Annotated in this window: 19 protein-coding genes and 2 tRNA genes; 14 read left to right on the top strand and 7 right to left on the bottom strand. The window is 68.1% G+C overall.

From position 1 onward, the window contains the following. Positions 1–97: 97 nt before the first annotated feature. The 4 genes from yidC to rpmH are packed head-to-tail and all read right to left on the bottom strand — an operon-like array spanning position 98 to position 2,050. Positions 98–1,150 carry a membrane protein insertase YidC gene (gene yidC, locus ACN27F_RS19085; protein ID WP_421435234.1) on the bottom strand — a complete coding sequence of 351 codons (1,053 nt, stop codon included), beginning with the start codon at positions 1,148–1,150 and terminating at the stop codon, positions 98–100. Then, positions 1,147–1,437: a membrane protein insertion efficiency factor YidD gene (gene yidD, locus ACN27F_RS19080; RefSeq protein ID WP_421435232.1), complete on the bottom strand. Its 291-nt coding sequence runs from the start codon at positions 1,435–1,437 to the stop codon at positions 1,147–1,149. Before yidD ends, yidC begins: the two co-directional genes overlap by 4 nt. Continuing rightward, complete coding sequence (gene rnpA / locus ACN27F_RS19075) at positions 1,434–1,868, bottom strand: ribonuclease P protein component (protein ID WP_421435230.1); 435 nt, start codon at positions 1,866–1,868, stop codon at positions 1,434–1,436. The genes yidD and rnpA overlap by 4 nt, the downstream gene beginning before the upstream one ends. A gap of 44 nt (positions 1,869–1,912) precedes the next feature. After that, on the bottom strand, positions 1,913–2,050 hold the full coding sequence (gene rpmH, locus ACN27F_RS19070; protein ID WP_421435227.1) for a 50S ribosomal protein L34: 138 nt from the start codon (positions 2,048–2,050) through the stop codon (positions 1,913–1,915). 657 nt (positions 2,051–2,707) lie between these two features. Here rpmH and dnaA point away from each other — a divergent pair. The 5 genes from dnaA (at position 2,708) to ACN27F_RS19045 (ending at position 9,072) form a co-directional block, all read left to right on the top strand. Further along, on the top strand, positions 2,708–4,426 hold the full coding sequence (gene dnaA / locus ACN27F_RS19065; protein ID WP_421435225.1) for a chromosomal replication initiator protein DnaA: 1,719 nt from the start codon (positions 2,708–2,710) through the stop codon (positions 4,424–4,426). A 763-nt stretch (positions 4,427–5,189) separates the two neighbouring features. Continuing rightward, positions 5,190–6,323: a DNA polymerase III subunit beta gene (gene dnaN, locus ACN27F_RS19060; RefSeq protein ID WP_421435223.1), complete on the top strand. Its 1,134-nt coding sequence runs from the start codon at positions 5,190–5,192 to the stop codon at positions 6,321–6,323. A 32-nt stretch (positions 6,324–6,355) separates the two neighbouring features. After that, positions 6,356–7,231, top strand: coding sequence for a phosphogluconate dehydrogenase (NAD(+)-dependent, decarboxylating) (gene gnd / locus ACN27F_RS19055; RefSeq protein ID WP_421435220.1), 876 nt, complete (start codon positions 6,356–6,358; stop codon positions 7,229–7,231). A 4-nt stretch (positions 7,232–7,235) separates the two neighbouring features. After that, entirely contained in the window at positions 7,236–8,420 is a 1,185-nt protein-coding gene (gene recF, locus ACN27F_RS19050) for a DNA replication/repair protein RecF (RefSeq protein ID WP_421435218.1), read from the top strand. Then, positions 8,413–9,072, top strand: a complete 660-nt coding sequence (locus ACN27F_RS19045) for a DUF721 domain-containing protein (protein WP_421435216.1) — start codon at positions 8,413–8,415, stop codon at positions 9,070–9,072. The genes recF and ACN27F_RS19045 overlap by 8 nt, the downstream gene beginning before the upstream one ends. 42 nt (positions 9,073–9,114) lie before the next feature. Here ACN27F_RS19045 and ACN27F_RS19040 read toward each other — a convergent pair whose 3' ends face one another. Then, positions 9,115–9,675, bottom strand: a complete 561-nt coding sequence (locus ACN27F_RS19040) for a hypothetical protein (protein ID WP_421440310.1) — start codon at positions 9,673–9,675, stop codon at positions 9,115–9,117. Positions 9,676–10,216: 541 nt separating this feature from the next. Between ACN27F_RS19040 and gyrB the strand changes: the two genes are divergently transcribed. The 6 genes from gyrB to ACN27F_RS19010 all read left to right on the top strand — a co-directional run bounded on the left by gyrB (position 10,217) and on the right by ACN27F_RS19010 (position 16,290). After that, positions 10,217–12,160 carry a DNA topoisomerase (ATP-hydrolyzing) subunit B gene (gene gyrB / locus ACN27F_RS19035; protein ID WP_421435214.1) on the top strand — a complete coding sequence of 648 codons (1,944 nt, stop codon included), beginning with the start codon at positions 10,217–10,219 and terminating at the stop codon, positions 12,158–12,160. Between the two features lie 122 nt (positions 12,161–12,282). Beyond that, the gene (gene gyrA / locus ACN27F_RS19030) at positions 12,283–14,808 is read left to right on the top strand and encodes a DNA gyrase subunit A (RefSeq protein WP_421435212.1); all 2,526 of its coding nucleotides are present in this window, start codon (positions 12,283–12,285) and stop codon (positions 14,806–14,808) included. A gap of 3 nt (positions 14,809–14,811) precedes the next feature. Further along, positions 14,812–15,756 (top strand): DUF3566 domain-containing protein, encoded by a 945-nt coding sequence (locus ACN27F_RS19025; protein WP_421435211.1) that lies wholly within the window; start codon positions 14,812–14,814, stop codon positions 15,754–15,756. Between the two features lie 173 nt (positions 15,757–15,929). Continuing rightward, a tRNA-Ile gene (locus ACN27F_RS19020) sits at positions 15,930–16,003 on the top strand. 35 nt (positions 16,004–16,038) lie between these two features. Next, the gene (locus tag ACN27F_RS19015) at positions 16,039–16,167 is read left to right on the top strand and encodes a DLW-39 family protein (protein ID WP_421435209.1); all 129 of its coding nucleotides are present in this window, start codon (positions 16,039–16,041) and stop codon (positions 16,165–16,167) included. A gap of 50 nt (positions 16,168–16,217) precedes the next feature. Further along, a tRNA-Ala gene (locus ACN27F_RS19010) sits at positions 16,218–16,290 on the top strand. A 158-nt stretch (positions 16,291–16,448) separates the two neighbouring features. On the opposite strand, the gene ACN27F_RS19005 is transcribed toward ACN27F_RS19010, so the two are convergent. Further along, the gene (locus ACN27F_RS19005; RefSeq protein WP_421435206.1) at positions 16,449–17,735 is read right to left on the bottom strand and encodes a hypothetical protein; all 1,287 of its coding nucleotides are present in this window, start codon (positions 17,733–17,735) and stop codon (positions 16,449–16,451) included. A gap of 293 nt (positions 17,736–18,028) precedes the next feature. Beyond that, on the bottom strand, positions 18,029–19,498 hold the full coding sequence (locus tag ACN27F_RS19000; RefSeq protein ID WP_421435205.1) for an acyl-CoA synthetase: 1,470 nt from the start codon (positions 19,496–19,498) through the stop codon (positions 18,029–18,031). A 171-nt stretch (positions 19,499–19,669) separates the two neighbouring features. On the opposite strand from ACN27F_RS19000, the gene ACN27F_RS18995 reads away from it, so the two are divergent. From ACN27F_RS18995 to ACN27F_RS18985, 3 genes are all read left to right on the top strand, one after another. After that, on the top strand, positions 19,670–20,074 hold the full coding sequence (locus tag ACN27F_RS18995; RefSeq protein WP_421435203.1) for a hypothetical protein: 405 nt from the start codon (positions 19,670–19,672) through the stop codon (positions 20,072–20,074). A 235-nt stretch (positions 20,075–20,309) separates the two neighbouring features. Further along, positions 20,310–21,611, top strand: a complete 1,302-nt coding sequence (locus ACN27F_RS18990; RefSeq protein ID WP_421435200.1) for a hypothetical protein — start codon at positions 20,310–20,312, stop codon at positions 21,609–21,611. Between the two features lie 476 nt (positions 21,612–22,087). Continuing rightward, complete coding sequence (locus ACN27F_RS18985; protein ID WP_421440309.1) at positions 22,088–23,068, top strand: trypsin-like serine peptidase; 981 nt, start codon at positions 22,088–22,090, stop codon at positions 23,066–23,068. The last annotated feature ends 105 nt before the right edge of the window (positions 23,069–23,173 follow it).

The raw sequence follows: 23,173 nt of genomic DNA, 5'->3' as shown, positions 1-23,173 counted from the left end.
GGACGTCTGCATGGCACGGCTGCGGTTGCCACCGCCGGGCGGTCAACCGTTGTCCGGAGTCGCAGCCATGGGTGGCATCGGGCCGTATGCCTGTCGGTCATCCCGGACGCTTGGCCGGTCGCCGCTTCTTGGGATTGACCGGCTTGGCACCGGGCTTGGGCTTGAGCCCTTCGCGGGCTGGCGCTGGTGCCGCCGGCTCAGGCTGGGCGCCGTTCGCCTTGCGGGCGAAGATCCCCGCAGGCTTCGCCTTGCTGTCGCCCGGCACCGGCTTGCCGGCGGTCGTGGCGCCCGGCTTCGCCGGCGGACGGCCACCCGTCTGCTTCGCGACCGGCTTGGCTGTTTTGCCTGCGGGCATCGGCGGCGGGGGGAACTTGCGCAGCACCCACTGTTGCTGGCCGAGGGTGACCAGGTTGTTGGTGACCCAGTAGATGATCACGCCAATCGGGAAGATCGCACCGGAGATCAACAGCGAGGCCGGGATGCCGTAGAGCATCAGCCGCTGGATCATCTTCTGTTGCGGGTCCTCGGCCCATCCCGTTTTGAGGATCATCTGCCGGCTGGTCAGGTACGTCGTCAGGATCATGATGACGACGAGGATCCCGGCGACCACCTTGACCGTGACGCCGCTCGCACCCATCGCGACGAGCTCTTCCGCCGTCGAGCCGAACTTGCCGGCGATCGGCGCGGCGAACAGGTTGGCTTTGGAGGCGTCGTAGAACTGCTCCGCACTCCATCCATATATGTCGATGTTGACCGTGCGCTCGGGGTTGAGCCGCCGCAGGATGTGGAAAAGCCCCAGGAAGACCGGGATCTGCAGGAACATCGGAAGGCAACCCATCAGCGGGTTCGCCTTCTCCACCCGGTACAGCTCCATCATCTCTTTCTGGAGCGTCTCCCGGTCGCCTTTGTGCTTCTCCTGCAGCTCCTTGACCTTCGGCTGCAGGGCCTGCATGGCCCGCTGCGACTTGATCTGCTTGACGAAGACCGGGAAGAGGATCACCCGGACGGTGACCACCAGGAACACGATGGCCAGAATCCAGGACCAGTTGGTGCCGAGGACCTCCCCAGCGGGCACTCCGATCCGGTCCCAGGCCGAGTGCCAGAACAGGAGGATCCACGAGATCGCCCAGTAGATCCAGTCGAGACTCAATTCGGGGCTCCAGTCGCATCGGCACGGCGGCCGCCCGGCATCGGTACCGGGTCATATCCACCGGGGTGGAAGGGGTGGCAGCGCAGCAGCCGCCAGAACGCCAGCAGCACCCCCCGCAGTGCTCCGTGCCGGGCGACCGCCTCCAGGGCGTACGCGCTGCACGACGGGTAGAACCGACAGCGAGCCGGCAGAGCCGGGCTTATCCAACGACGGTACGCGACGATTGCCGCTGTCAGCAGGCGGCCACCCGGTGTCGCCGGTCGCGGCAGGTCGTTGTCGCCGCTCACTGGGCCTCCCCGGGGCCACCGCCGGCACCCGACGGCGACCTGCGGGTCCGGCGGCCTGAAGACCGGCCGGCGGGTCGCGCGGATCGCGCGACCCGCAAGGCCGCGTCGAGGTCGGCGGCGAGTCGCGTGGCTGGTCGTCCGGCCGCGGCCGGTAGGGCCCGGACGACCAGCATGGTGCCGGCGGGCAGGTGCGGCAGCCGAGCTCGGACCAGGTGACGTAGCCGACGCCGTACTGTGTTCCGAGTCACCGCGTTCCCCACGGCTCTGGAGACGATGAAGCCGGCGCGTGCTGGCACGCGCCGGCTATCCGGACCAGCTACGGACGGCAGCAGCAGATGTACGACGAGCGAATCCCGGCCCGCCCGGCGCCCCCCACGCATGACGTCGGTGAAGTCGGCACGATGCCGTACGCGCTGATCGGCGGCCAACATGGCGGCTGAGCTCCTCGCGCTGCATCCACGACGCCCGGTGGGCGTCAGGCAGACAGGCGGGTCCGGCCCTTGGCGCGGCGGGCGGACAGGATGGCGCGGCCGGCACGCGTACGCATCCGCAGCCGGAAGCCGTGGGTCTTCGCGCGCCGGCGGTTGTTCGGCTGGTAGGTGCGCTTGCTCACGTCAGACTCTCCGTCAGGTGCAGCTCCGGCCGGGCCGGAGTCGGGTGATCAGTCCCGTTGGAGGAGCTGGCCACGGTTTCGCCTCGCCACGATCCCGCCCCGCGAGATCGGCCCCGCCCGCGAGATCGGCTCAGCGACATCGTGCAGCTCAGCCAACTAGAGTGCCGTTCCGCGACAAGGCACAGCACACTCCGACAGCCTATCAGAGGGAGACCTGGCACCCCCGGCCCGAGGCCCGGGCCAAGGGTGGTCCGCCGGTCTGGCCTGCCGCCGCACGCCGTTTTCACTGATGCCGACACGGTAACCGGCGACTGCCGGTTGAACGGTTGTGGATGACGCTGTTAGCGTGCCCGATTGCCGGTCAAGCATCAGGAAGCACCTGGTGCCGCTTCATCGGTACAAATCGGGTGGCCGGATCGGCCGCCAGCGGTGGTGATCACAAGACGTCGGATCGGCAGGGGGGCAGCTCCGGCGGACAGCGGGGAGCCGCAGCCAGTAGTACACACAGGTTGTGGATAACTTGTGGATGACGGTCAGCTCAGCGGCCCGCGGCATGGCTCGTCGTACCTGTTTCGAGAGCGGGACCGGTCCCGACCGGTAGTTGGCACCGCGGGTGCCGGACGCCGGGTACTCGGATGCGATGGGGGTGGCGCGACGGTGGCCGAGACGATAGACCTCGGCGCGGTCTGGATGGCGACCACGGACGAGCTGGCGGATGAGATCGTCTCTGCGCAGCAGCGGGCCTACCTGCGGCTGACCCGGCTACGCGCCATTGTCGAAGACACAGCGTTGCTCTCCGTTCCGGACGCCTTCACCCGCGACGTGATCGAATCACGACTGCGCCCGGCCATCACCGAAGCGCTGTCCCGCCGGCTGGGCAAACCTATCCAGGTCGCGGTCACCGTCCGGCCACCCGAGGACAACCACGGCCGGCCGGTGGGCACGGTGTACGGCACCGCCACCGACGGCCGCCCGTACCAGGCGGAGTCAGTCGATTTCCAGCCAGAGCTGCCGCCCGCTGATCCCGGTTACCCGACCGCCGGGTACCGGCCGGACGGCCACACCACCGACATGGTCGGCGCCGACCCGGCCGCGCCGGACGGCCAGCCCGCCCGTCCCGGGGTAGCGCACCCCGACGTGCCGGCCGATCCGGCCAGGCCGCCATTGGTGCCGACCGCCCGCACCGGCCAGGAGGCCCTCTTCGGCGACGAGTACGTCACTGGCGGGCCGGCCGCCCGTGCGGCGCTGGCGGCCGGCCCGCCGGACAGCGGGCCCGGCCGCGTGCCGGAGCACCGCGGCACCGGTCGGGAGGACCGCCGGCTGATCGGGCCGGGTATCGACACCGGCGGCAACCGGCTCAACCCGAAGTACATGTTCGAGACATTCGTCATCGGGTCGTCCAACCGCTTCGCGCACGCTGCGGCGGTCGCCGTCGCCGAGTCGCCGGCGAAGGCGTACAACCCGCTGTTCATCTACGGCAGCTCGGGACTCGGCAAGACGCACCTGCTGCACGCGATCGGCCACTATGCCACCACGCTCGGCCACGCCCGCTCGGTCCGGTACGTCTCGACCGAGGAGTTCACCAACGACTTCATCAACTCGTTACGTGACGACAAGACCAGCGCGTTCCAGCGCCGCTACCGCGACGTCGACATCCTCCTGATCGACGACATCCAGTTCCTGGAGAACCGCGAGCGGACGCAGGAGGAGTTCTTCCACACCTTCAACACCCTGCACAACGCCAACAAGCAGATCGTGATCACCTCGGACCGCTCGCCCAAGCAGCTGGCCACCCTGGAGGATCGGCTGCGGACCCGCTTCGAGTGGGGGCTGCTGGCGGACATCCAGCCGCCGGACCTGGAAACCCGGATCGCGATCCTGCAGAAAAAGGCAGCCCAGGAGCGGCTGTACGCCCCGCCGGACGTCCTCGAGTTCATCGCTTCCCGGATCGCGAACTCCATCCGAGAGTTGGAGGGTGCGCTCATCCGGGTGACCGCGTTCGCCAGCCTGACCCGCTCGCCGGTGGAGTTGGGGCTGGCCGAGGAGGTCCTGCGCGACTTCATCCCCGACGGCGCCGGGCCGGAGATCACCGCCGACCAGATCATGGTCTCCACCGCCGACTACTTCGGTGTCAGCCTCGAGGACCTGCGTGGGCACTCGCGTTCCCGCGTCCTGGTGAACGCCAGGCAGGTGGCCATGTACCTGTGCCGGGAGTTGACCGACCTGTCGCTGCCGCGGATCGGCCAGGCGTTCGGCGGGCGGGATCACACGACGGTGATGCATGCCGACCGCAAGATCCGGCAGCAGATGGCCGAGCGCCGGTCCCTCTACAACCAGATCGCCGAGCTGACCAACCGGATCAAGCAGAACACCTAGGCGCCCGGGTCCGGTGCGGCCGTCCATACCTTTTCCCCAGTTTTCCACAGGGGGTTATCCACGATCGGTGGATAACCCCCTGGTTCTTTTCGGCCCGTCGTCCACAGGCTGTGGACAACTTCTGGGGAAATCGCTGTGGACCATCACTGACGGTAACCTTTTGTCCACAGCCGGCCGGCACCCTGTGCATCGGCTGTTGAAGGTTCTGGGGACAACGGGCCGGTCCGCCCGGCCACGGATACCCACAGCTGGGGACAGACCCTTGGGACAACCGGTGGATAACTTGTGGATAACCTGGGCAGCCTGTGTGCAGCCGGGCAGCCTGTGGACGGCAACCGGGGTTTCACCCATCCTTCTCCACAGCCTGTCCACCGGTGTCCGGGCCTCTGAGCTGTATGAACGTGAGATGTCCACAGAGTGCACAGGGCCGATGAAGACGACGAGATTTATCTTCTAGACAACGAAACCCAATCATCGGCGTTGGGGATTCTGTGGATGGCCGACCGACCGGGGTCGTCCGGGCACCGGTGGACCCGCGGACGACCCGGGGGTGGCCGCACGCCCGCCAGGGACTGGCCTATCGTTCGGGAGGTCCGTCCGGTGCCGGCGGTATCGTTGCGGCTCTGTCGACCGACGGCAGTATCGTTTCGGTGAGGTCCGCTGTCCGGGACAGTCCGAGCCGCCGAGGACCACGTCAGGGGTCTGGCACCACAGAAGATCATTTGAATGACCCAGAGGCACGGCATGAATGCGGAGGCAAGGCATGAAGTTCCGGGTGGAGCGTGACGCGCTCGCCGACGCGGTGGCGTGGACCGCGAAGAGCCTGCCGAATCGGCCGTCGGTGCCGGTGCTGGCCGGCGCGATGCTCCGGGTGACCGACGGTGCGTTGCAGGTTTCCGGGTTCGACTACGAGGTTTCCAGCCAGGTCACGGTCGATGTCCAGGGCGACGCCGACGGAGCGGCGCTGGTGTCCGGCCGGCTGCTGGCCGAGATCACCAAATCGCTGCCCGCGAAGCCGGTCGACATCGCAGCGGTCGGTGCCCACTTGGAACTGGTCTGCGGCAGTGCCCGGTTCACCCTGCCGACCATGCCGGTCGAGGACTACCCCACGCTGCCGGAGATGCCGGCGAGCGCCGGCACGGTCGACGCCCCGGTCTTCGCCGCCGCGGTCGCCCAGGTCGCCGTGGCCGCCGGTCGGGACGAGACGCTGCCGATGATGACCGGGGTCCGGCTGGAGCTCAACGGTCCGGCACTGGCCATGCTGGCGACCGACCGTTACCGGCTGGCCATCCGCGAGATCGACTGGCAGCCCGGAGATTCCGACATCAGCCTCAACGCCCTGGTTCCGGCCCGGACGCTGGCCGACACCGCGAAGACTCTCGGACCGATCGGCGGTGCGGTCACGATCGCGTTGGCGCAGGGCGGTGCCGGCGAAGGGATGATCGGATTCGCCGGCGGCACCCGACGTACGACGAGCCGACTGCTCGATGGTGCGAACTACCCACCGGTGCGTTCGCTCTTCCCGACCAGCCACAACGCCGAGGCCCGGGTGAGCGTCGCCACCCTGGTCGAGGTGGTTCGCCGGGTCGCGCTCGTCGCCGAGCGCACCACCCCGGTGCTGCTCAGCTTCAACTCGGACGGGTTGGTGGTGGAAGCCGGTAACACCGAGGAGGCGCGGGCCAGCGAGGCCATGGAGGCGACCTTCACCGGCGAGGCGTTGACAATCGGGTTCAACCCGCAGTACCTCATCGACGGGCTGCAGAACCTGCAGTCCGCCACCGCGGTCTTCACCTTCGTGGACGCCTTCAAACCAGCGGTGATCGCACCGGCCGACGATGACGGGCAGATCATCCCCGGTTACCGCTATCTGATCATGCCGATCCGGGTAACCCGCTAGAAAGGATCAGCACCGACCGAGGGGGAACCACCGTGCAACTGGGCATCGTCGGCATGGGCAGGATGGGCGGCAACATGCGTGACCGGCTACGTGACGCCGGTCACGAGGTGACCGGGTACGACCGCGATCCAGCCGTCAGCGACGTCGCCAGCCTGGCCGATCTCGTCGACCGGTTGGCCCCTCCCCGCGCGGTCTGGACGATGGTGCCGGCTACGGTGACGGACACGGTGGTCGAGCAGTTGTGCGAGCTGCTGGGCCCCGACGACCTGGTGATCGACGGCGGCAATGCCAAGTTCACCGACGACGCGCCCCGGGCCGAGCGGCTGGCCCGCCACGGCATCGGCTATCTCGACGTCGGGGTCTCCGGCGGGGTGTGGGGCCGGGCGAACGGCTACGGCCTGATGGTCGGCGGCGACGCGGCCCACGTACAACGGCTGATGCCGATCTTCGAAGCGCTGAAGCCGGCCGGTTCGTACGGTTTCGCGCACGCCGGTCCGGTCGGTGCCGGGCACTACGCCAAGATGGTGCACAACGGCGTCGAGTACGCGCTGATGCACGCCTACGCCGAGGGTTACGAGCTCATGCGGCAGGCCGACCTGATCACCGACGTACCCGGGGTGATCAAGTCCTGGCGGGAAGGCACCGTGGTGCGGTCCTGGCTGCTCGACCTGCTCGACGCCGCGCTGGACGAGGATCCGCAGCTCGCCGCCTTGCGGGGGTACGCCGAAGACACCGGCGAAGGCAGATGGACGGTGGAGGAGGCGATCCGGCTCGGCGTACCCATGAACGTCATCGCCGCGTCACTGTTCGCCCGCTTCACCTCCCGGCAGGAGGACTCGCCGGCGATGAAGGCGGTGGCCGCGCTGCGTAACCAGTTCGGCGGGCACGCCGTCCAGTCGAGCCCCTGACACCGTGTACGTCCGCCGGCTCGAACTGATCAACTTCCGCTCGTACCAGCGGGTCGAGCTGGCCTTCGAACCGGGCGGCAGCGTCCTGGTCGGGCGCAACGGCGTCGGCAAGACCAACCTCATCGAGGCGCTCGGCTACCTGGCCACGCTGGGCAGCCACCGGGTGGCCACCGACGCGCCGCTGGTCCGGGTGGGCGCCGAATCGGCCATCATCCGATGTCTGATCATGCACGACACCCGCGAACTCCTGGTCGAGTTGGAAATTGTGCCCGGTCGGGCCAATCGGGCCCGGCTCGGCCGGGCTCCCGCCCGCCGGGCGCGGGACGTGATCGGCGCGCTGCGCCTGGTGCTGTTCGCGCCCGAGGATCTGGAGATCGTCCGGGGTGATCCGGCGGAACGCCGCCGGTATCTCGACGATCTCCTGGTTACCCGGATGCCGCGGTTCGCAGCGGTACGAGCCGACTACGACCGGGTGGTCAAGCAACGAAACGCACTGCTGCGCAGCGCGTACCTGGCCCGCAAGACCGGCGGTACGCGAGGCGGCGATCTCGGCACGCTCGACGTGTGGGACGCGCATCTGGCCCGGCACGGTGCCGACCTGCTGGCCGGCCGGTTGGCGCTGGTCACCGCCCTGGCACCGCACCTGGCCAAGGCCTACGACGCGGTCGCGGCGGGCAGCGCCCCGGCGGGCATGAGCTACCGCTGTTCGATCGAGCTACCGGACGACGGCATCGGGGCACTGCCGCAGGACGGCACCGGGCCCGCCGAGCCTACGGGCCCGGCCCCGGACCGGCCGGCGCTGGAATCGGCGTTACTCGACGCACTGCGGCAGGCCCGTCGCAACGAAGTCGAACGAGGGGTCACCCTGGTCGGACCACACCGCGATGACCTGCAGCTCAGTCTGGGCAGCCTGCCGGTCAAGGGGTACGCCAGCCACGGCGAGTCGTGGTCCTGCGCGTTGGCGCTGCGGCTGGCCGCGTACGACCTGCTGCGCGCCGAGGGAATCGAACCGGTGCTCGTCCTCGACGACGTATTCGCCGAACTCGACGGCGGGCGGCGGGAGCGTCTCGCCGGACTGGTGTCCGGCGCCGGCCAACTGCTGGTGACCTGCGCGGTCGCCGAGGACGTGCCGCTGCAGTTGCGCGGCACGCGGTTCGAAGTGACCTCGGGGGAGGTGCGCCGTGCCTGACGAACCACGGCAACGCCAGCCGGTTCCGCCTGAGTCGGTCGCCGAGTCGGTCGCCGAGTCGGCCGCTGAGCCGGCTACCGGGGCTGGCGGACCGGCGGCAGCGCCCGGTCCGCAGTTGGCCCGGGCGGTGCTCGACGCGGCCAAGGCCCGCCGGGAAGCTGGCCGCCCCCGCCGCCGTACCCGTGCTGACGAGCGCGATCCCGCGGCGGGCTCGGCGGCCGACGGCGGCCCTGCCGGGTCGGGCACCCGGTCCGGCAGCCGCCGGTTGCGGGGCTACTCCGGGGCCGGCCCGGACCCGCGGGATCCGCAACTGTTCGGTGACGTGCTCGCCCGGCTGGTCAAGGCCCGTGGCTGGCAGCGCCCGGCAGCCGAGGCCACCGTCTTCGGGGCGTGGGAACGGGTGGTCGGGCCGGAGATCGCCAAGCACAGCCGTCCGGTCAAGCTGGAAGATGGCGAGTTGACCGTGGAAGCGGAGTCGACCGCGTGGGCGACGCAGTTGCGGCTGCTTGCCCGGTCCCTGCTGCAGCGCATCGCCAACGAGGTCGGGCACAACGTCGTACACCGGTTGCACATCCACGGCCCGGCCGCACCGTCGTGGTCGAAGGGACCGCGGCGGGTCCGCGGCCGCGGACCACGCGACACGTACGGCTGACCGCACGATGCCCCCGGGCGGTGGACGGGCGTCGAGGCGCGGTCAGGACTCGGCGTCGGCGTAGACCGCGAACCCGCGGTCGGCGCACCGGCGGTAGAAGCGGGACAACACGGCGAGTTCCGATCGGGGGAAACTCCACTGCGGGGCGTCGCCGGCGTCGTCGCGAAGCGCGTCGAGTCTGCTGTCCAGCCAGCGCAGTTGCTGCTCGGCCAGACGGGCATCGGTGAGGGCGTCACGCAACACGGCGGCCACCGTGTCGAAGGTGACGGTCTCGCCGTACCGGTCGTGACCGTCGACGAAACGCTCCAGCCCACCGGCGATCCAGGCACAGCCGTCCGGGTCGATGACCGGATCCTCGTCTTCCTCGGCCGCCTCGGTGGCGTAGAGCACCCCGGTCAGGCCCAGCAGCAGATCGACCAGTTCGGTGTACGCCGTCGCCCGCACGCTGCCGGTCTTGGCGATGTATCCGGCGAGCGCGGCGGTCGGTGCCGCGACGTCGGCCTGCTCGGCCAGGTCACCGAAGTCGACGAACTCGGCCGGTGCGACTGGCTCGTAGTACTCGCCGAGCCGTGGCCACTGCACCGCGACGTTGTCCAACCCCATGGCAAGCGTCACCCTTCTCCAGCCGGTGGCGCGTATCGGGAGTGCACCTGTGCCGCTGCCCGGCGCGCCTGAGCGGTAGCGGCACTGTAGCGGCAACCGGGCTGACGTCTCACCTCAAGGTGCCCCGTCGACCCGTACCCGTCTCCGTGTCCACACCTCGCGCGTGTGGGGGTGGTCGCGGTGGGTGGGGTGCGGCCGGCTACGAACCTCTCAGCCGCTTTACGGGGGTGCCGCGTCCCTGTGATCTCGGCTCGGCACAGTAGGATCGTAGGCAGAGACGAGGGAAACCGCGCGGTGCGACGATCTGGACCGCTGGGGTCATCAGCCGATGGCCGCCGTCGGTCGCGATCGCCGTAGTGCACGGTTTCCAGCCGTTCGTGATCCGTGGACGCACCGCGGCGATCGGCGCGTTTCGCCACCCGTCGGCGATCCACCCGGAATCGGGTTGTCGGCCATGGTGCCGTTGCGCGCTCACCGCTGGACGTCCGCCGAACCCCGCGTCCTGCGCCGCACGGCCAGGTGCGCGAGAAAGTGGCTGAGGGTGGCAGCGCAGAAGAAGCAGGAGTACGGCGCCGAGTCGATCACCGTGCTGGAGGGCCTGGAAGCGGTCCGCAAGCGTCCGGGCATGTACATCGGTTCCACCGGTGAGCGCGGCCTGCACCACCTGGTCTGGGAGGTCGTGGACAACGCGGTCGACGAGGCGCTGGCCGGCTACTGCGACACCATCGAGGTGGTGCTGCTCGGCGACGGCGGCGTGCGGGTCACCGACAACGGTCGCGGATTCCCTGTCGACCTGCACCCCAAGCTCAAGAAGCCGGGTGTCGAGGTCGCGCTGACCGTGCTGCACGCCGGTGGCAAGTTCGACGGCAAGGCGTACGCGGTCTCCGGTGGTCTGCACGGGGTCGGCGTCTCGGTGGTCAACGCCCTGTCCATGCGGATGGAAGTGGAGATCCACAAGGACGGGTACGTCTGGCGGCAGCAGTACACCAACTCCAAGCCCACGCCGTTGGACAAGGGCGAGACGACCAACCGGTCCGGGTCGGCGGTCGCCTTTTGGCCCGACCCGTCGATCTTCGAGACGGTCGAGTTCGCGTTCGAGACGATCTACCGCCGGCTGCAGGAGATGGCCTTCCTCAACCGGGGTCTGACCATCCAGCTCCGCGACGAGCGGGCGGCCGGCGAGGACGGCAAGGCCCGCGAGGTTACTTTTTGCTACAAAGGCGGCATTTCAGATTTTGTCCGACACCTGAATGCTTCGAAGAATCCGATTCACAAAAGCGTCGTCGAGTTCGGCGCTGAGGAAGAGGGCATGTCGGTCGAGATCGCCATGCAGTGGAACGAATCCTACGGAGAGTCGGTCTACACCTTCGCCAACACCATCAACACGCACGAGGGCGGCACCCACGAGGAGGGCTTCCGGGCGGCGTTGACCAGCGTGGTCAACAAGTACGCCACCGACAAGAAGCTGCTCAAGGGCGACGAGAAGCTCTCCGGTGAGGACATCCGGGAAGGGCTGGCCGCGATCATCTCGGTCAAGCTGGCCAACCCGCAGTTCGAGGGGCAGACCAAGACCAAGCTGGGCAACACCCCGGTGAAGAGCTTCGTGCAGCGGGTCTGCAACGAGTGGCTGGTCGACTGGCTGGACCGCAACCCGGCCGAAGGCAAGATGATCATCACGAAGGCCACCCAGGCCGCCCGCGCCCGGATCGCCGCCCAGCAGGCCCGCAAGCTGGCCCGGCGCAAGTCGCTGCTGGAGTCCGGCTCGATGCCCGGCAAGCTGGCCGACTGCCAGTCCACCGACCCGCGTGAGTCGGAGGTCTTCATCGTCGAGGGCGACTCGGCCGGCGGTTCGGCCAAGCAGGGGCGTGATCCGCGGACCCAGGCGATCCTGCCGATCCGGGGCAAGATCCTCAACGTCGAGAAGGCCCGGATCGACCGGGTGCTGAAGAACAACGAGGTCCAGGCGCTGATCACCGCGCTGGGTACCGGCATCCACGACGACTTCGACATCGAGAAGCTGCGCTACCACAAGATCGTGCTGATGGCCGACGCGGACGTGGACGGCCAGCACATCCAGACCCTGCTGCTGACCCTGCTGTTCCGGTTCATGCGTCCGCTGGTGGAACTGGGCCACGTCTACCTGGCCGCCCCTCCGCTGTACAAGATCAAGTGGAACCGGAAGGGCGACGACGCGCAGTACGCCTACTCCGACCGTGAACGTGACGGGTTGATCGCGCTGCGCCAGCAGAAGAAGCCCAACGCCAAGCCGGACGACATCCAGCGGTTCAAAGGTCTGGGTGAGATGAATTACCCCGAGTTGTGGGAGACCACGATGAACCCGGCAACGCGTACGCTCCGCCAGGTGACCCTCGACGACGCCGCAACCGCGGACGAGTTGTTCAGCGTCCTGATGGGTGAGGACGTCGAGGCGCGGCGCTCGTTCATCCAACGCAACGCCAAGGACGTACGGTTCCTGGACATCTAGCGATCACGATCGGGTCGTGGCCCGTAACCTGGGTCGCTCCGATCGAGTTATCCACAGCTTCGCCAGATTCCACAGCCGTTATCCACAGCGATATGACGGTTTCACTCTGATAAGGGTTAACTGTGACGGATACTCCCGAGTCCTTCGACAGCGAGTCGGACAGCGCAGCGGCCGCAGCGGCGGTTGCCCGCCACGACCGCATCGAGCCGGTCGGGCTAGAAGTGGAGATGCAACGCTCGTACCTCGACTACGCGATGAGCGTGATCGTCGGGCGGGCGCTGCCGGACGTGCGGGACGGCCTCAAGCCCGTACACCGCAAGATCCTCTACGCCATGTTCGACTCGGGCTACCGGCCGGACCGGGGCTACGTCAAGTGCTCCCGGGTCGTCGGCGACGTGATGGGTCAGTTCCACCCGCACGGCGACTCGGCCATCTACGACGCGTTGGTCCGGATGGCCCAGCCCTGGTCGCTGCGCTACCCGTTGGTCGACGGAAACGGCAACTTCGGCTCCCCGGGCAACGACCCGGCTGCCGCGATGCGCTACACCGAGTGCAAGCTCGACCCGCTGGCCATGGAGATGCTGCGGGACATCGACGAGGACACCGTCGACTTCCAGGACAACTACGACGGCCGGGCCAAGGAGCCGGTGATCCTGCCGGCGCGGATCCCCAACCTGCTGATCAACGGGTCCGAGGGCATCGCGGTCGGGATGGCGACCAAGATCCCTCCGCACAACCTGCGGGAGATCGCCGGCGCGGTGCAGTGGTGCCTGGAGCATCCGGACACCGACGAGGCCACCACCCTCGACGCGCTGATCGAGATCGTCAAGGGGCCGGACTTCCCGACCGCCGGACTGATCGTCGGCACCACCCCGATCCTGGAGGCGTACCGCACCGGGCGCGGCTCGATCCGGATGCGGGCGGTGGTCGAGGTCGAAGAGGACAAGAAGGGTCGGACCTCGCTCGTCGTCACCGAGTTGCCGTACCAGGTCAACCCGGACAACCTCGCCGAACGGGTCGCCGAGCTGATCAAGGAGGGCAAGCTCGCCGGGATCGCCGACATCCGCGACGAGTCCTCCGGACGTACCGGCATGCGGCTGGTGCTCGTGCTCAAGCGCGACGCGGTCGCCAAGGTGGTGCTGAACAACCTCTACAAGCACACCCAGCTGCAGGAGACCTTCGGCGCCAACATGCTGGCGCTGGTCGACGGGGTGCCGCGCACACTCAACCTGGCGCAGTTCATCCGCTACTACGTCGAGCACCAGATCGACGTGATCCGGCGGCGGACCGCGTACCGGTTGCGCAAGGCCGAGGAACGCGCGCACATCCTGCGCGGCCTGGTCAAGGCGCTGGACATGCTCGACGAGGTGATCGCCCTGATCCGACGCTCCCCGACGGTGGAGGACTCCCGCCAGGGCCTGATGCAGTTGCTCGACGTCGACGAGATCCAGGCCACCGCGATCCTGGACATGCAGCTGCGCCGACTGGCCGCGCTGGAGCGTCAGAAGATCATCGACGAGCTCGCCAAGATCGAGCTGGAGATCATCGACCTGAAGGACATCCTGGCCAAGCCGGAACGGCAGCGGCGAATCGTCTCCGAGGAGCTGGGCGAGATCGTTGCCAAGTGGGGCGACGAGCGTCGGACCAAGATCATGCCGTTCGACGGCGAGGTCTCGATGGAGGATCTCATCGCCCGCGAGGACGTCGTGGTCACCATCACCCGCACCGGGTACGCCAAGCGGACCAAGGTCGACCTCTACCGTTCGCAGCGGCGCGGCGGCAAGGGTGTCAGTGGGGCGACGCTGCGCCAGGATGACATCGTCAGCCACTTCTTCATCGCATCCACCCATGACTGGATGCTGTTCTTCACCAACAAAGGTCGGGTATATCGGGCCAAGGCGTACGAACTACCCGAAGCGTCGCGTACCGCTCGTGGTCAACACGTCGCGAACCTGCTCGCGTTCCAGCCGGACGAACACATCGCCCAGGTGATCCGGATCCCGAACTACCAGGTAGCTCCCTACCTGGTGCTGGCGACCCGTAATGGCCTGGTCAAAAAGACCAAACTGGAAGAGTTCGACTCCAACCGGTCGGGCGGCATCATCGGTATCAACCTGCGCGACGCGGACGAGTTGGTCGGTGCGGCGCTCGCCTCGGCCACCGACGACCTGTTGCTGGTGTCGAAGAACGCCCAGGCCATCCGGTTCAACGCGACGGACGAGGCACTGCGGCCGATGGGGCGGGCAACGTCCGGGGTGATCGGCATGCGGTTCACCGACACCGACGAGCTGCTGGCCATGGCGGTCGTCCGGGAGGGTATGGACCTGGATGTTTTGGTGGCCACCAACGGGGGGTACGCGAAGCGGACTCCGATCGAGGAGTATCCGGTCCAGGGCCGGGGAGGCAAGGGCGTGCTCACTGCGAAAATCACCGAGCGCCGGGGTGGCCTGGTCGGTGCGGTGGTCATCAGTCCGGTCGACGAACTGTTCGCGATCACGAGCAACGGTGGCGTGATCCGGACTCCGGTGAAGCCTGTACGACGTACGAGGGATCGGAACACAATGGGGGTCAAGCTCATGGACCTCCCAGACGGCGTAACTATCGTGGCCATTGCTCGCAATGCCGACGAGCCTGACGAACAGGACTAGTTGATGACCGAGACCCAGGCGAAGTCGGGGTCCACGGAGGCCTCGGCAACGTCGGCCGACGAGGAGTCCGCCGCCGCAGCAACGGCCACCGGCCGGGCTGCTGTCGGCCGGGCGAGCGTCCCCGCTGACTCGCCGTCGCGGAAGTTCACCCGGGCCCCCGGGATGCCGCCACCGCCGGACGGCCCGTCGGACGACGCGGCCGGTGCTGACGGTTCCACCGATTCCGCGACCCGCCCCGGTGGGCCCGCCGGATCCTCAGCTGGCGGCGCTGCCGCCTCGTCAGGAAGGCCGGTCCCGCCCGTGACCTCAGCACCACCAGTTCCATCGGCTCCACCGGCCAGCTCTGGAAGCGGCTTCTCCGGTGGAGCCCTCGGGGCGACGGCGGCCAGCGGTGTCGGTGTCGGTTCCCGACCGGGTAGCGGTCTTGGCCCGGCCCAGCCCGGAGCCACCGGCCGTGGTGGCCTCGGCGCACCGACCGTACGGACGATCGGGGTCGGCGCCGCGGGTGCCGCCGCGGTGGGCGCGGCCCGGGTCGGCGACGGGGCCCGAACTTCCCGACCTGGCGTCAGCTCGGCGGCGTCCCGCGGACCACGACGAGCCCGGCTGAATCTCAAGCGGATCGACCCATGGTCGGTGATGAAGTTCTCGTTCGCGGTCTCCCTGGTGCTGTTCATCGTGGTGATCGTTGCGACGTCCGTGCTCTACCTGGCGCTGGACGCGATGGGCGTGTTCCAGAGCGTCAACGCCAGTCTGAGCGACCTGATCAGCGCCGGCGCCGATGGACCGTCGTTCCGGATCACCGCGCGTGGGGTGATCGGCACGGCGGCCCTGTTCGGACTGGTCAACGTGGTGCTCTACACGGCGCTGGCGACGCTGAGCGCATTCATCTACAACGTGTGCGCCGACCTGGTCGGCGGTGTCGAACTGACGCTCGCCGAGCGGGACTGACGACCATCGTCGAGGCAAGCCGACGCGGACGCGGCCGGGCCGTCGATACCCGATGGCCCCGACCGTCCACGATCCGGTAACCTCCGTGGGTCGCCACGGTTTGCCCGGTGGACCGCTGCCTCGCCCAGATTTGGGCGGGACACTGCGGTGCGGTAACCTTGCTCGTCGCGTACGGGGCTATAGCTCAGTCGGTTAGAGCGCAGAGCTGATAACTCTGAGGTCGCTGGTTCGATTCCAGCTAGCCCCACTCCACGACAGTCTAGGGTGAGGGGGTCCGGCCCCATGGTCAAGAAACTCCTGATCATTGCCGGTGTCATCGGGGTAGCCGCATTGATCGCCAAGAAAGTCAAGGAAACCAGCGACGAGCGGGCACTGTGGCATGAAGCCACGACCTCTCCCGATCTTCGCTGACCTGGCACCGGCGTCGCCCTCCGCCAGACAGGTGACGCCGAGTTAGCTCCGGGGCCGTAGCTCAACTGGCAGAGCACTGCCTTTGCAAGGCAGGGGTTAGGGGTTCAAGTCCCCTCGGCTCCACCCAAGGCTCTTGGACCGTGACGGTGTGACATCGGCTGTGGATGGCGTTCGCCAACCCGGGTGAGACAGCACCGACGAGTTGCACATCAAGTCAAGATGGCTGTTGCCCGTCGCCGATCGGCGACGGGCAACAGCCATCTGTAGCAGGGACTGACTGGTCAGCGACGCGGGCCTGAATAGCGGCGTCGCTGGGTGAGATGCACGACGAGAACCCCGCCGGCGATCAGGGCGAGCCCAACGAACAGGACACTCATCGTGTTCGCACCGGTGAGCGCCAGTGGCGCATCAGCGTCCGCCGAGTCGTCGGTGTCGGCGAGGTTGTCCGTCGCGGGGGCATTGAGGCCGCCCGTGTCCGGGGTCTCGGTCTCGGTCGGGATCGGATCAGCGCTCGGACTCGGCTGCGCGGATTCGGTTGGCTCGGTCACGATCGGAGCCGGGGTCGGCGCCTGGTCGTCCTCGTCCTGCTCGGCGGGCGCTTCGGGAGTGCCGTCGTCTTCTGGAGCGGTCGGGGAGGCTTCCGGACTTTCCGGTGCCGGCTCCTCGCTCGGAGACTCTTCCGGCTGTTCCTCGTCGGGATCCTGCTCCGCCGGATCTTCTCCCTCCTGCGGATCTTGCGGGGCCGGGCTTTCTTGCGGGTCCTCCTGGCCCGGTGCTTCTTCGCCCGGGGTGTCGTCGTCTTCACCCTCGCCAGGACCTGGCTCCTCTCCGGGCTGCTCCTCCGGCTGGCCGTCGCCGGCTCCCCCGACTTGGATGCGGACCGCGTCGATCGCCGGCGTCTGGTTGGCCCGCTGCATCATCGGGATCCGGTGTGAGCCGTCACCAGCCCACGACGCGCATTGGGCGATACCCTCCTGCGGCAGGCCCGACACCTGGATGGTCACGATGTCCGGCTCGGCCCCACCACCACCATCCTCGGTTGCGACGAAGAACGCAGGCACCGGCTCCGGGTCAAGTGCCTCGGTCGTGCTGGTCAGCATTCGGCACGCGGTGTGGAAATGTCCACGGGTGAGTCCCTCGGGGGTGAGGAGGGCCGACTCGACGTAGTAGCCACCCTGCGCAGCTGGCAGGAACCGGTCCCGGACCAGGTTGCGGGTGCTCACCCGCAACTGGAACGGCTCGCCGACGCCCACCGACTCCGGTGCCTCGGTGATGAGCAGTGTCGGGTTCTGGTCGGCGTCGCCGACCTCCCCGAACGCGGTCGACACGCACTGGCCGCCCTCCTGGAAGCCAGTGTGGTCGGGCAGATCGCTGTTCTCGCAACTGTTGCCGAGTACGTCGAGTCCGTTGATCTGTTCGGGACGGTCGCGGTCCGTCCCGGCGCTGGATATCTGGCTGACGGCGATCAGGACACCGAACGCGGCGAGGGTGGCTGCTGCGATGACCGCGCGGCGTGCTCGACCGCCCGCTCCTGATGTGGTCGCGCGTCTGTGAGCCGACCGTCCCATGTGATTACCTTCCGAACGCTCGCCGTGCTGGTCACTTGCATTTGGCTCGGGGATCAGCAATCGTTTTGTACGCTGCTGGAGGCCTGCTCGGGCCCTACGTTCACGTTAGGGATCGGTTCAATGCAGAATCAACTTCAGGGCGAGAAATGATGAATTCTTGAGCTGGCAATAAAGAAAACTTATGGTGCCGGCATTGAACTGTCCGCATCAGCCGTTCGGCTGATGCGGGGCGGCCCCGAGCCGGCCCCGGGCGAGGCATCGCCGCCAGCTCGGCACGGCACCTCAGCAGATGCTCAGTCGACCAGGAGCTTCTTCTGCACCTTGCCCATCGCGTTGCGGGGCAGCTGGCCCACGATACGGACCTGTCGGGGGCGCTTGTGGACGGAAAGCTGGGTGGCGACAAAGTCGATCAACTGCTCGGGTGTGACTCCCTCGGCGACCACGAACGCCACCACCCGCTGGCCCAGATCCGGGTCGGGCAGGCCGACCACGGCCGCCTCACGTACGGCCGGGTGCGCGAGTAGCGCGTTCTCTACCTCACCTGCCCCGATCCGATAGCCACCGCTCTTGATGAGATCGGTGGAGGCGCGCCCCACGATGCGGTGCCAGCCGTCGGTGCCGACGGTGGCGACGTCCCCGGTCCGGAACCAACCGTCAGCGGTGAAGTCCCGCCGGCCTGCCGCGCCGAGATAACCGTCGAACACCATCGGGCCGCGTACCTGTAGCCCGCCGACGCTCTCGCCGTCAGGCCGTAGCGCCTGCCCCTCGTCATCGACGATGCGGGTCTCGACGCCCGGCAGTGGCGTACCCACCCATCCCGGACGGCGTTCGCCGTCCGCCCGGCTGCTTACTGTGATCAAGGTCTCGGTCATCCCGTACCGCTCGACCGGCCGCAGGCCGGTCAGGTCGGTCAGCTCCTGAAAGACCGATGCGGGTAGCGGCGCGCTGCCGGAGACGAGCAGTCTGGCCCCGCGGAGTGCCCGGGCCGCAGACCGGTCTGCGCAGACGCGTGACCAGACGGTCGGTACGCCGAAGTAGAGGGTGCCGCCGGTGGCTGCGGCATACGCACCGGGCGTCGGCCTGCCGGTGTGTACCAGCCTGCTGCCGATGCGCAGGGCGCCGAGCACACCGAGCACCAGTCCATGCACGTGGAACAGGGGTAGTCCGTGCACCAACGTGTCGTCGGCCGTCCACGCCCACGCTTGCGCGAGCGCGTCCAGGTCTGCGGCGATGGCGTCGTGAGTGACCGGTACGCCCTTTGGCGCCCCGGTGGTGCCGCTGGTGTAGAGGATCAGGGCGGTGGCCCCGCCGCCGGGTTCCGGACCGGCCGGCGGGTCTCCGCGCCGGGCCAGATCAACCGGTACGACCGGGAGCTGCGGCCGGTCCGGGGCGGATGGACCGTGCGGGTCGAGCACCAGCTCGGCTGCGGAATCGCGCAGGATGTGACCGCGTTCGACTGGCCCGGCATCGGCGGGCACCGGTACGACCGGTGTACCGGCCAGCAGGCAACCGGTCACCGCGACGATGGTCTCCAACGTCGCCGTGGCGACGATCGCGACGGCTTCTGCCCCGGCGACGTCGCCGGCCACCGCGCCTGCGGCGGCAACGAGCTGGGCCCGGGACAGCGACCGACCGGCAACGGTCACCGCTGCCGATAGGTCATCCGGCCGGCTGGCTTGTCCGAAGGCGGCAGCAGACGCTGGCCGGGCACCGGTGTCGGTGTCGCGACGGGTCTCGGCCAGCGAGGTGAGTAGCAGCGCCATGCCGCCATTGTGGCGGGGGCTCGGACCAGCCGACTCGCCACCTCCGGACCGGCGCATCCGTCGCAGGACCGCCACCCGCCGATCCGGTGCGGCTGCCATCGTGACCGTCGTCGCGGTACGACCGGTTGGCCGGGCTGTATTCGACCGGACCGGGGTGGCAAACTGCGCACCGTGATTTCGATTGCGGAGCTGGTACGGCGGGCAGGCGACGCGGAGGTTCTGCCGCTGATCACCGTTTCGGAGTTCTTCGACGGTAACGACGAAGAAGAGTCCATCGCCGCCAACCAGTGGGAGTACGGTCGACCGCCGCTGGCCGAGCTCGCGGAGCGGTTCCGGGAGATCGAGCAGCGTGACGACGTCGCCTGGGTACGGGTGCAGTTGCATCCGGAGACGCTGGAGACCGACGAGTTGACCGGCGAGGCAGTCGCCATCTGCACCTCGGCCGATGAGGCGATCTGCGAGTCGTGGGTCGACGGGCTGGACTCGAGTGGGATCACAAGTGGGCTGATCGATGAGTACGTCGACGTCCCTGCGGTCCCGAACGGTATGTCGATCTGGTCGGTGACCTGGGACTGAATCGCAGCCGCCGGGAGCACGGCAACGGAACAGCGGCGGCCACCACCACCACCGGCGAGCACGAGACGCTGACGTACCCGCTCGCCAGATCCCCGCGCCACGGCCGCCCACTCTCTGCCATCGACGGTCATCGACTCGTGGATGGGGTGAAAGTATTCTTGCCAGTACAGGAGAATGCTAGTCCGAAGCGGCTCGCGTACCGCCAGGGGTCGTCGTCGGTAGCGACAATGGACGGGTGAGAATCGTCCATTGTCGTGCGGCGGCCCGAGCGATCGGTCGGGCGGACCGCAGCCGGGCGGTGCGCTTGTTGCTCCGGCCGCGATTCATCTCGGGCGTCTGCCGGCGGCGCCCGCCGCTGGCCTGGCAGATCTGGGCTGCGGACCGCGGCGGCCGCCTGATCTGGCGCTCGCCGGATGCGTTCTGCCTGCTGCGACCGCCGGCCGGACCGATCTCCAACCGGCCAGGGCGGCTGGCCGGTTGGATCGTCGAATACTGGCCGGCGGGGGTAGCCGCTACGGCCAGCGCGGCATCCCTGACCGCCGCCGCCGTCGTCAGTACGGCGCTGCGCCACGTGAGCTGGTCCGTCACGGCCGTGCTGGCGCTTATCCTCGCCGCGCTGCTCGTGTACATGCTGTTCATGGTCGTCTACATGACTCGCGAGGCGGTGGCGTTCGTCCGGGGGTTCGGCCACCGGCGCCACATCGACCGCGTGTTGGACCAGCACTGGTCGGTCGAGTTACTGCACGTCGCAGACTGGAGGCAGACGGGACCGTTGATGGCCGCCGCTGAACGGGTCGCGTCCGGTGACGCGGTGCTGGTCGACCTCCGGCGGATCAGTACCGCCGCCGCCCAGCAGGCGCTGGCGGACCACCCGTACGCACATCGGGCCGGTCCTGGTGAACCGGCCGTCGTGGTGTTCGGTGAGCACGCCCGCCTCGCCGATCCTCGGACCCGGCGGATCTCCATGGTTCCCGGCCTGCTGCTGCTCGTCTTCGTGGCAACCCTCGGCCTGTTCTGGTCGGCGGACGCCATTGTCGAGACAGAACGGGCACTCTGCCCGGATGGCTGTGCCGACCGGCCGAACACGTTGCCCAACGCGCTCTACTGGCTGACCAGCCACTTGTTGCCGTTCTCGCCGGACGGGATCGAGGCGAAGTCCTGGCAGACGCGGATCCTCGGGATCTGCTGGAGCCTGTTCAGCCTGCTTGTCCTGGTGACCGGGATCAACCTGATGTTTCAACGTGCGGTGAGTAGCAACGAGACGGCCGGTGTCGACTTGGTGGCGAGCTTCAACACCGACCGCGACGCTGTGGACCGTGCGATGGGGGACCGTGCGATGGGGGACCGTGCGATCGGGGGACTGTGCCGCGAGGATCGTGGGGTCGAGGACCGCACTGCGGCTAGGCCGGGGAAGCTCCCGTCCTCGGCATGGTTCGCGGCCGGCCTAGCAGCCGGGGCGGCAATCACCGCGACAGTGGTCCGGTGTTGCGCCGTGACAGCCGAGCCGATCAAGCCGGACGGCGCGGACGGGTCGTAACGGATCTGATGAAGGGGGTGCGGTACCGTGACGCCCACCCGGTGCCCTGGCAGCAGCTGACCTAGCTGCAGGCCCAGGTCCGCGGCTACGTCGCGGGGATCGGGCTGGTCGACCAGAACGAATCCGTTCCAGTCATGTCGAACAGGAGCTGTCGACCGGCTGACCGAAACCTGTCAGGGGCCAGCCACATTTTAAGCAGCATTGACAGATGTTTATTTCAACTGTATTTCGCGATGCTTCGGATAAAAACGACACACTTTCCCTGTTGATCTGTCGAAGCGCCTGACAATCTGGTCAACCTGGCGAACGGGACGTTGAATCTGCCCAGGTGAAAGGATGCTTGGCGGTTGTGTCGGTGATCAGTCATTTAAATGCCATTGTGATCAATGGAGATGTGTAAATACGCTGGCGACCGGCCCAGATGGGGCACCGAGACAAGGGAGGTTGTCTTGAAGTCCACCCTGCGCTGGTCAACAATGGCCGGCCTGGCACTCGCGCTGGTGGTCACCGGCGCGCCAGCTGCCGAAGCGGCGCCGTCGACCTACGAGCGCAACGGCAACACGTACACCGTCGCCCGCACCAGCGACGGACGGGCGATCACCAGCGAGAAGATCGCCAAGGAGGTGACCGAGTTCTGGACGGCGGAGCGGATGGCATCGGCCGTCGACCTGACCTTCGCCGGCTCGGCACAGGCCACCGAGACGCCGAGCCGGGCCGCGCGCCCGGACGGACCGGCGGGCGCGGTCGCGCCGGTGAAGCCGAGCATCGACAGCGGTGACGACGTCGGGATCCTGCTGAACGAGTCGCTGGCCGTCGGCAAGGTCTACTTCACCACCCCCACCGGCGGCACCGCCTCCTGCTCGGCCAGCACCGTCGCCAGCGGCAAGCGGCGGCTGGTGATGACCGCAGGTCACTGCGTGCACCAGGGCCCCGGCGGTCAGTGGTACAGCAACTGGCAGTTCGTGCCCCGCTACCGCAACGGTTCGCGGCCGTTCGGCACGTTCGTGGCGTCCAGCCTCAACACCCGCACCGCGTGGATCAACAGCGGCAGCTACGCCGAGGACATGGGCATCGCCATCATGGCCAACGGCGGCTCGTACGGGCTGAAGGTCGTCGACACGGTCGGCGGTCACGGCATGCGCTGGAACTGGGGTTACGGCGTCGCGACGACAGCCCTCGGCTACCCGTCCAACCTGGGCGGTGGCGAGAGCCAGTACTACTGCCAGAGCAGCACCTGGAACCCCGGCGGTCAGCAGATCCGGATGTACTGCAACATGACCTACGGCTCCAGCGGCGGACCCTGGCTGCAGGAGTACAACGACCAGACCGGCTACGGGTACATCAACAGCGTCGTGAGCCACGGTGACAACCCGGGCAATGGCCAATTCGACGGGCCGTACTTCGACAACGACATCAAGAGCCTGTACGACTTCGCTGAGGGTCTGTCCCCGGCGTGACGTCCAGTGGTGCCGGGGGTCCCAGTTTCCGGCTGGGGCGCCCGGCCCGTAGGCACCAAAAGTAGGCCGAGAACCCGTTCGTTGTGAGCGCCATCCACGTTACGC

It is taken from the genome of Solwaraspora sp. WMMB335 (assembly GCF_049179075.1).
In the GTDB taxonomy this organism is placed as follows: domain Bacteria; phylum Actinomycetota; class Actinomycetes; order Mycobacteriales; family Micromonosporaceae; genus Micromonospora_E.
Note: the sequence above shows the minus strand (reverse complement) of the source record. Positions and strands in the feature narration are given on the sequence as shown.

What these genes read in the sequence shown, in the direction of transcription:
- rnpA (WP_421435230.1), bottom strand. Translation starts at nt 1,868, where the DNA reads ATGTTGGCCGCCGATCAGCGCGTACGGCATCGTGCCGACTTCACCGAC.
- dnaN (WP_421435223.1), top strand. Translation starts at nt 5,190, where the DNA reads ATGAAGTTCCGGGTGGAGCGTGACGCGCTCGCCGACGCGGTGGCGTGG.
- ACN27F_RS19040 (WP_421440310.1), bottom strand. Translation starts at nt 9,675, where the DNA reads ATGGGGTTGGACAACGTCGCGGTGCAGTGGCCACGGCTCGGCGAGTAC.
- ACN27F_RS19025 (WP_421435211.1), top strand. Translation starts at nt 14,812, where the DNA reads ATGACCGAGACCCAGGCGAAGTCGGGGTCCACGGAGGCCTCGGCAACG.
- ACN27F_RS19015 (WP_421435209.1), top strand. Translation starts at nt 16,039, where the DNA reads ATGGTCAAGAAACTCCTGATCATTGCCGGTGTCATCGGGGTAGCCGCA.
- ACN27F_RS19005 (WP_421435206.1), bottom strand. Translation starts at nt 17,735, where the DNA reads ATGGGACGGTCGGCTCACAGACGCGCGACCACATCAGGAGCGGGCGGT.
- ACN27F_RS19000 (WP_421435205.1), bottom strand. Translation starts at nt 19,498, where the DNA reads ATGGCGCTGCTACTCACCTCGCTGGCCGAGACCCGTCGCGACACCGAC.
- ACN27F_RS18985 (WP_421440309.1), top strand. Translation starts at nt 22,088, where the DNA reads ATGGCCGGCCTGGCACTCGCGCTGGTGGTCACCGGCGCGCCAGCTGCC.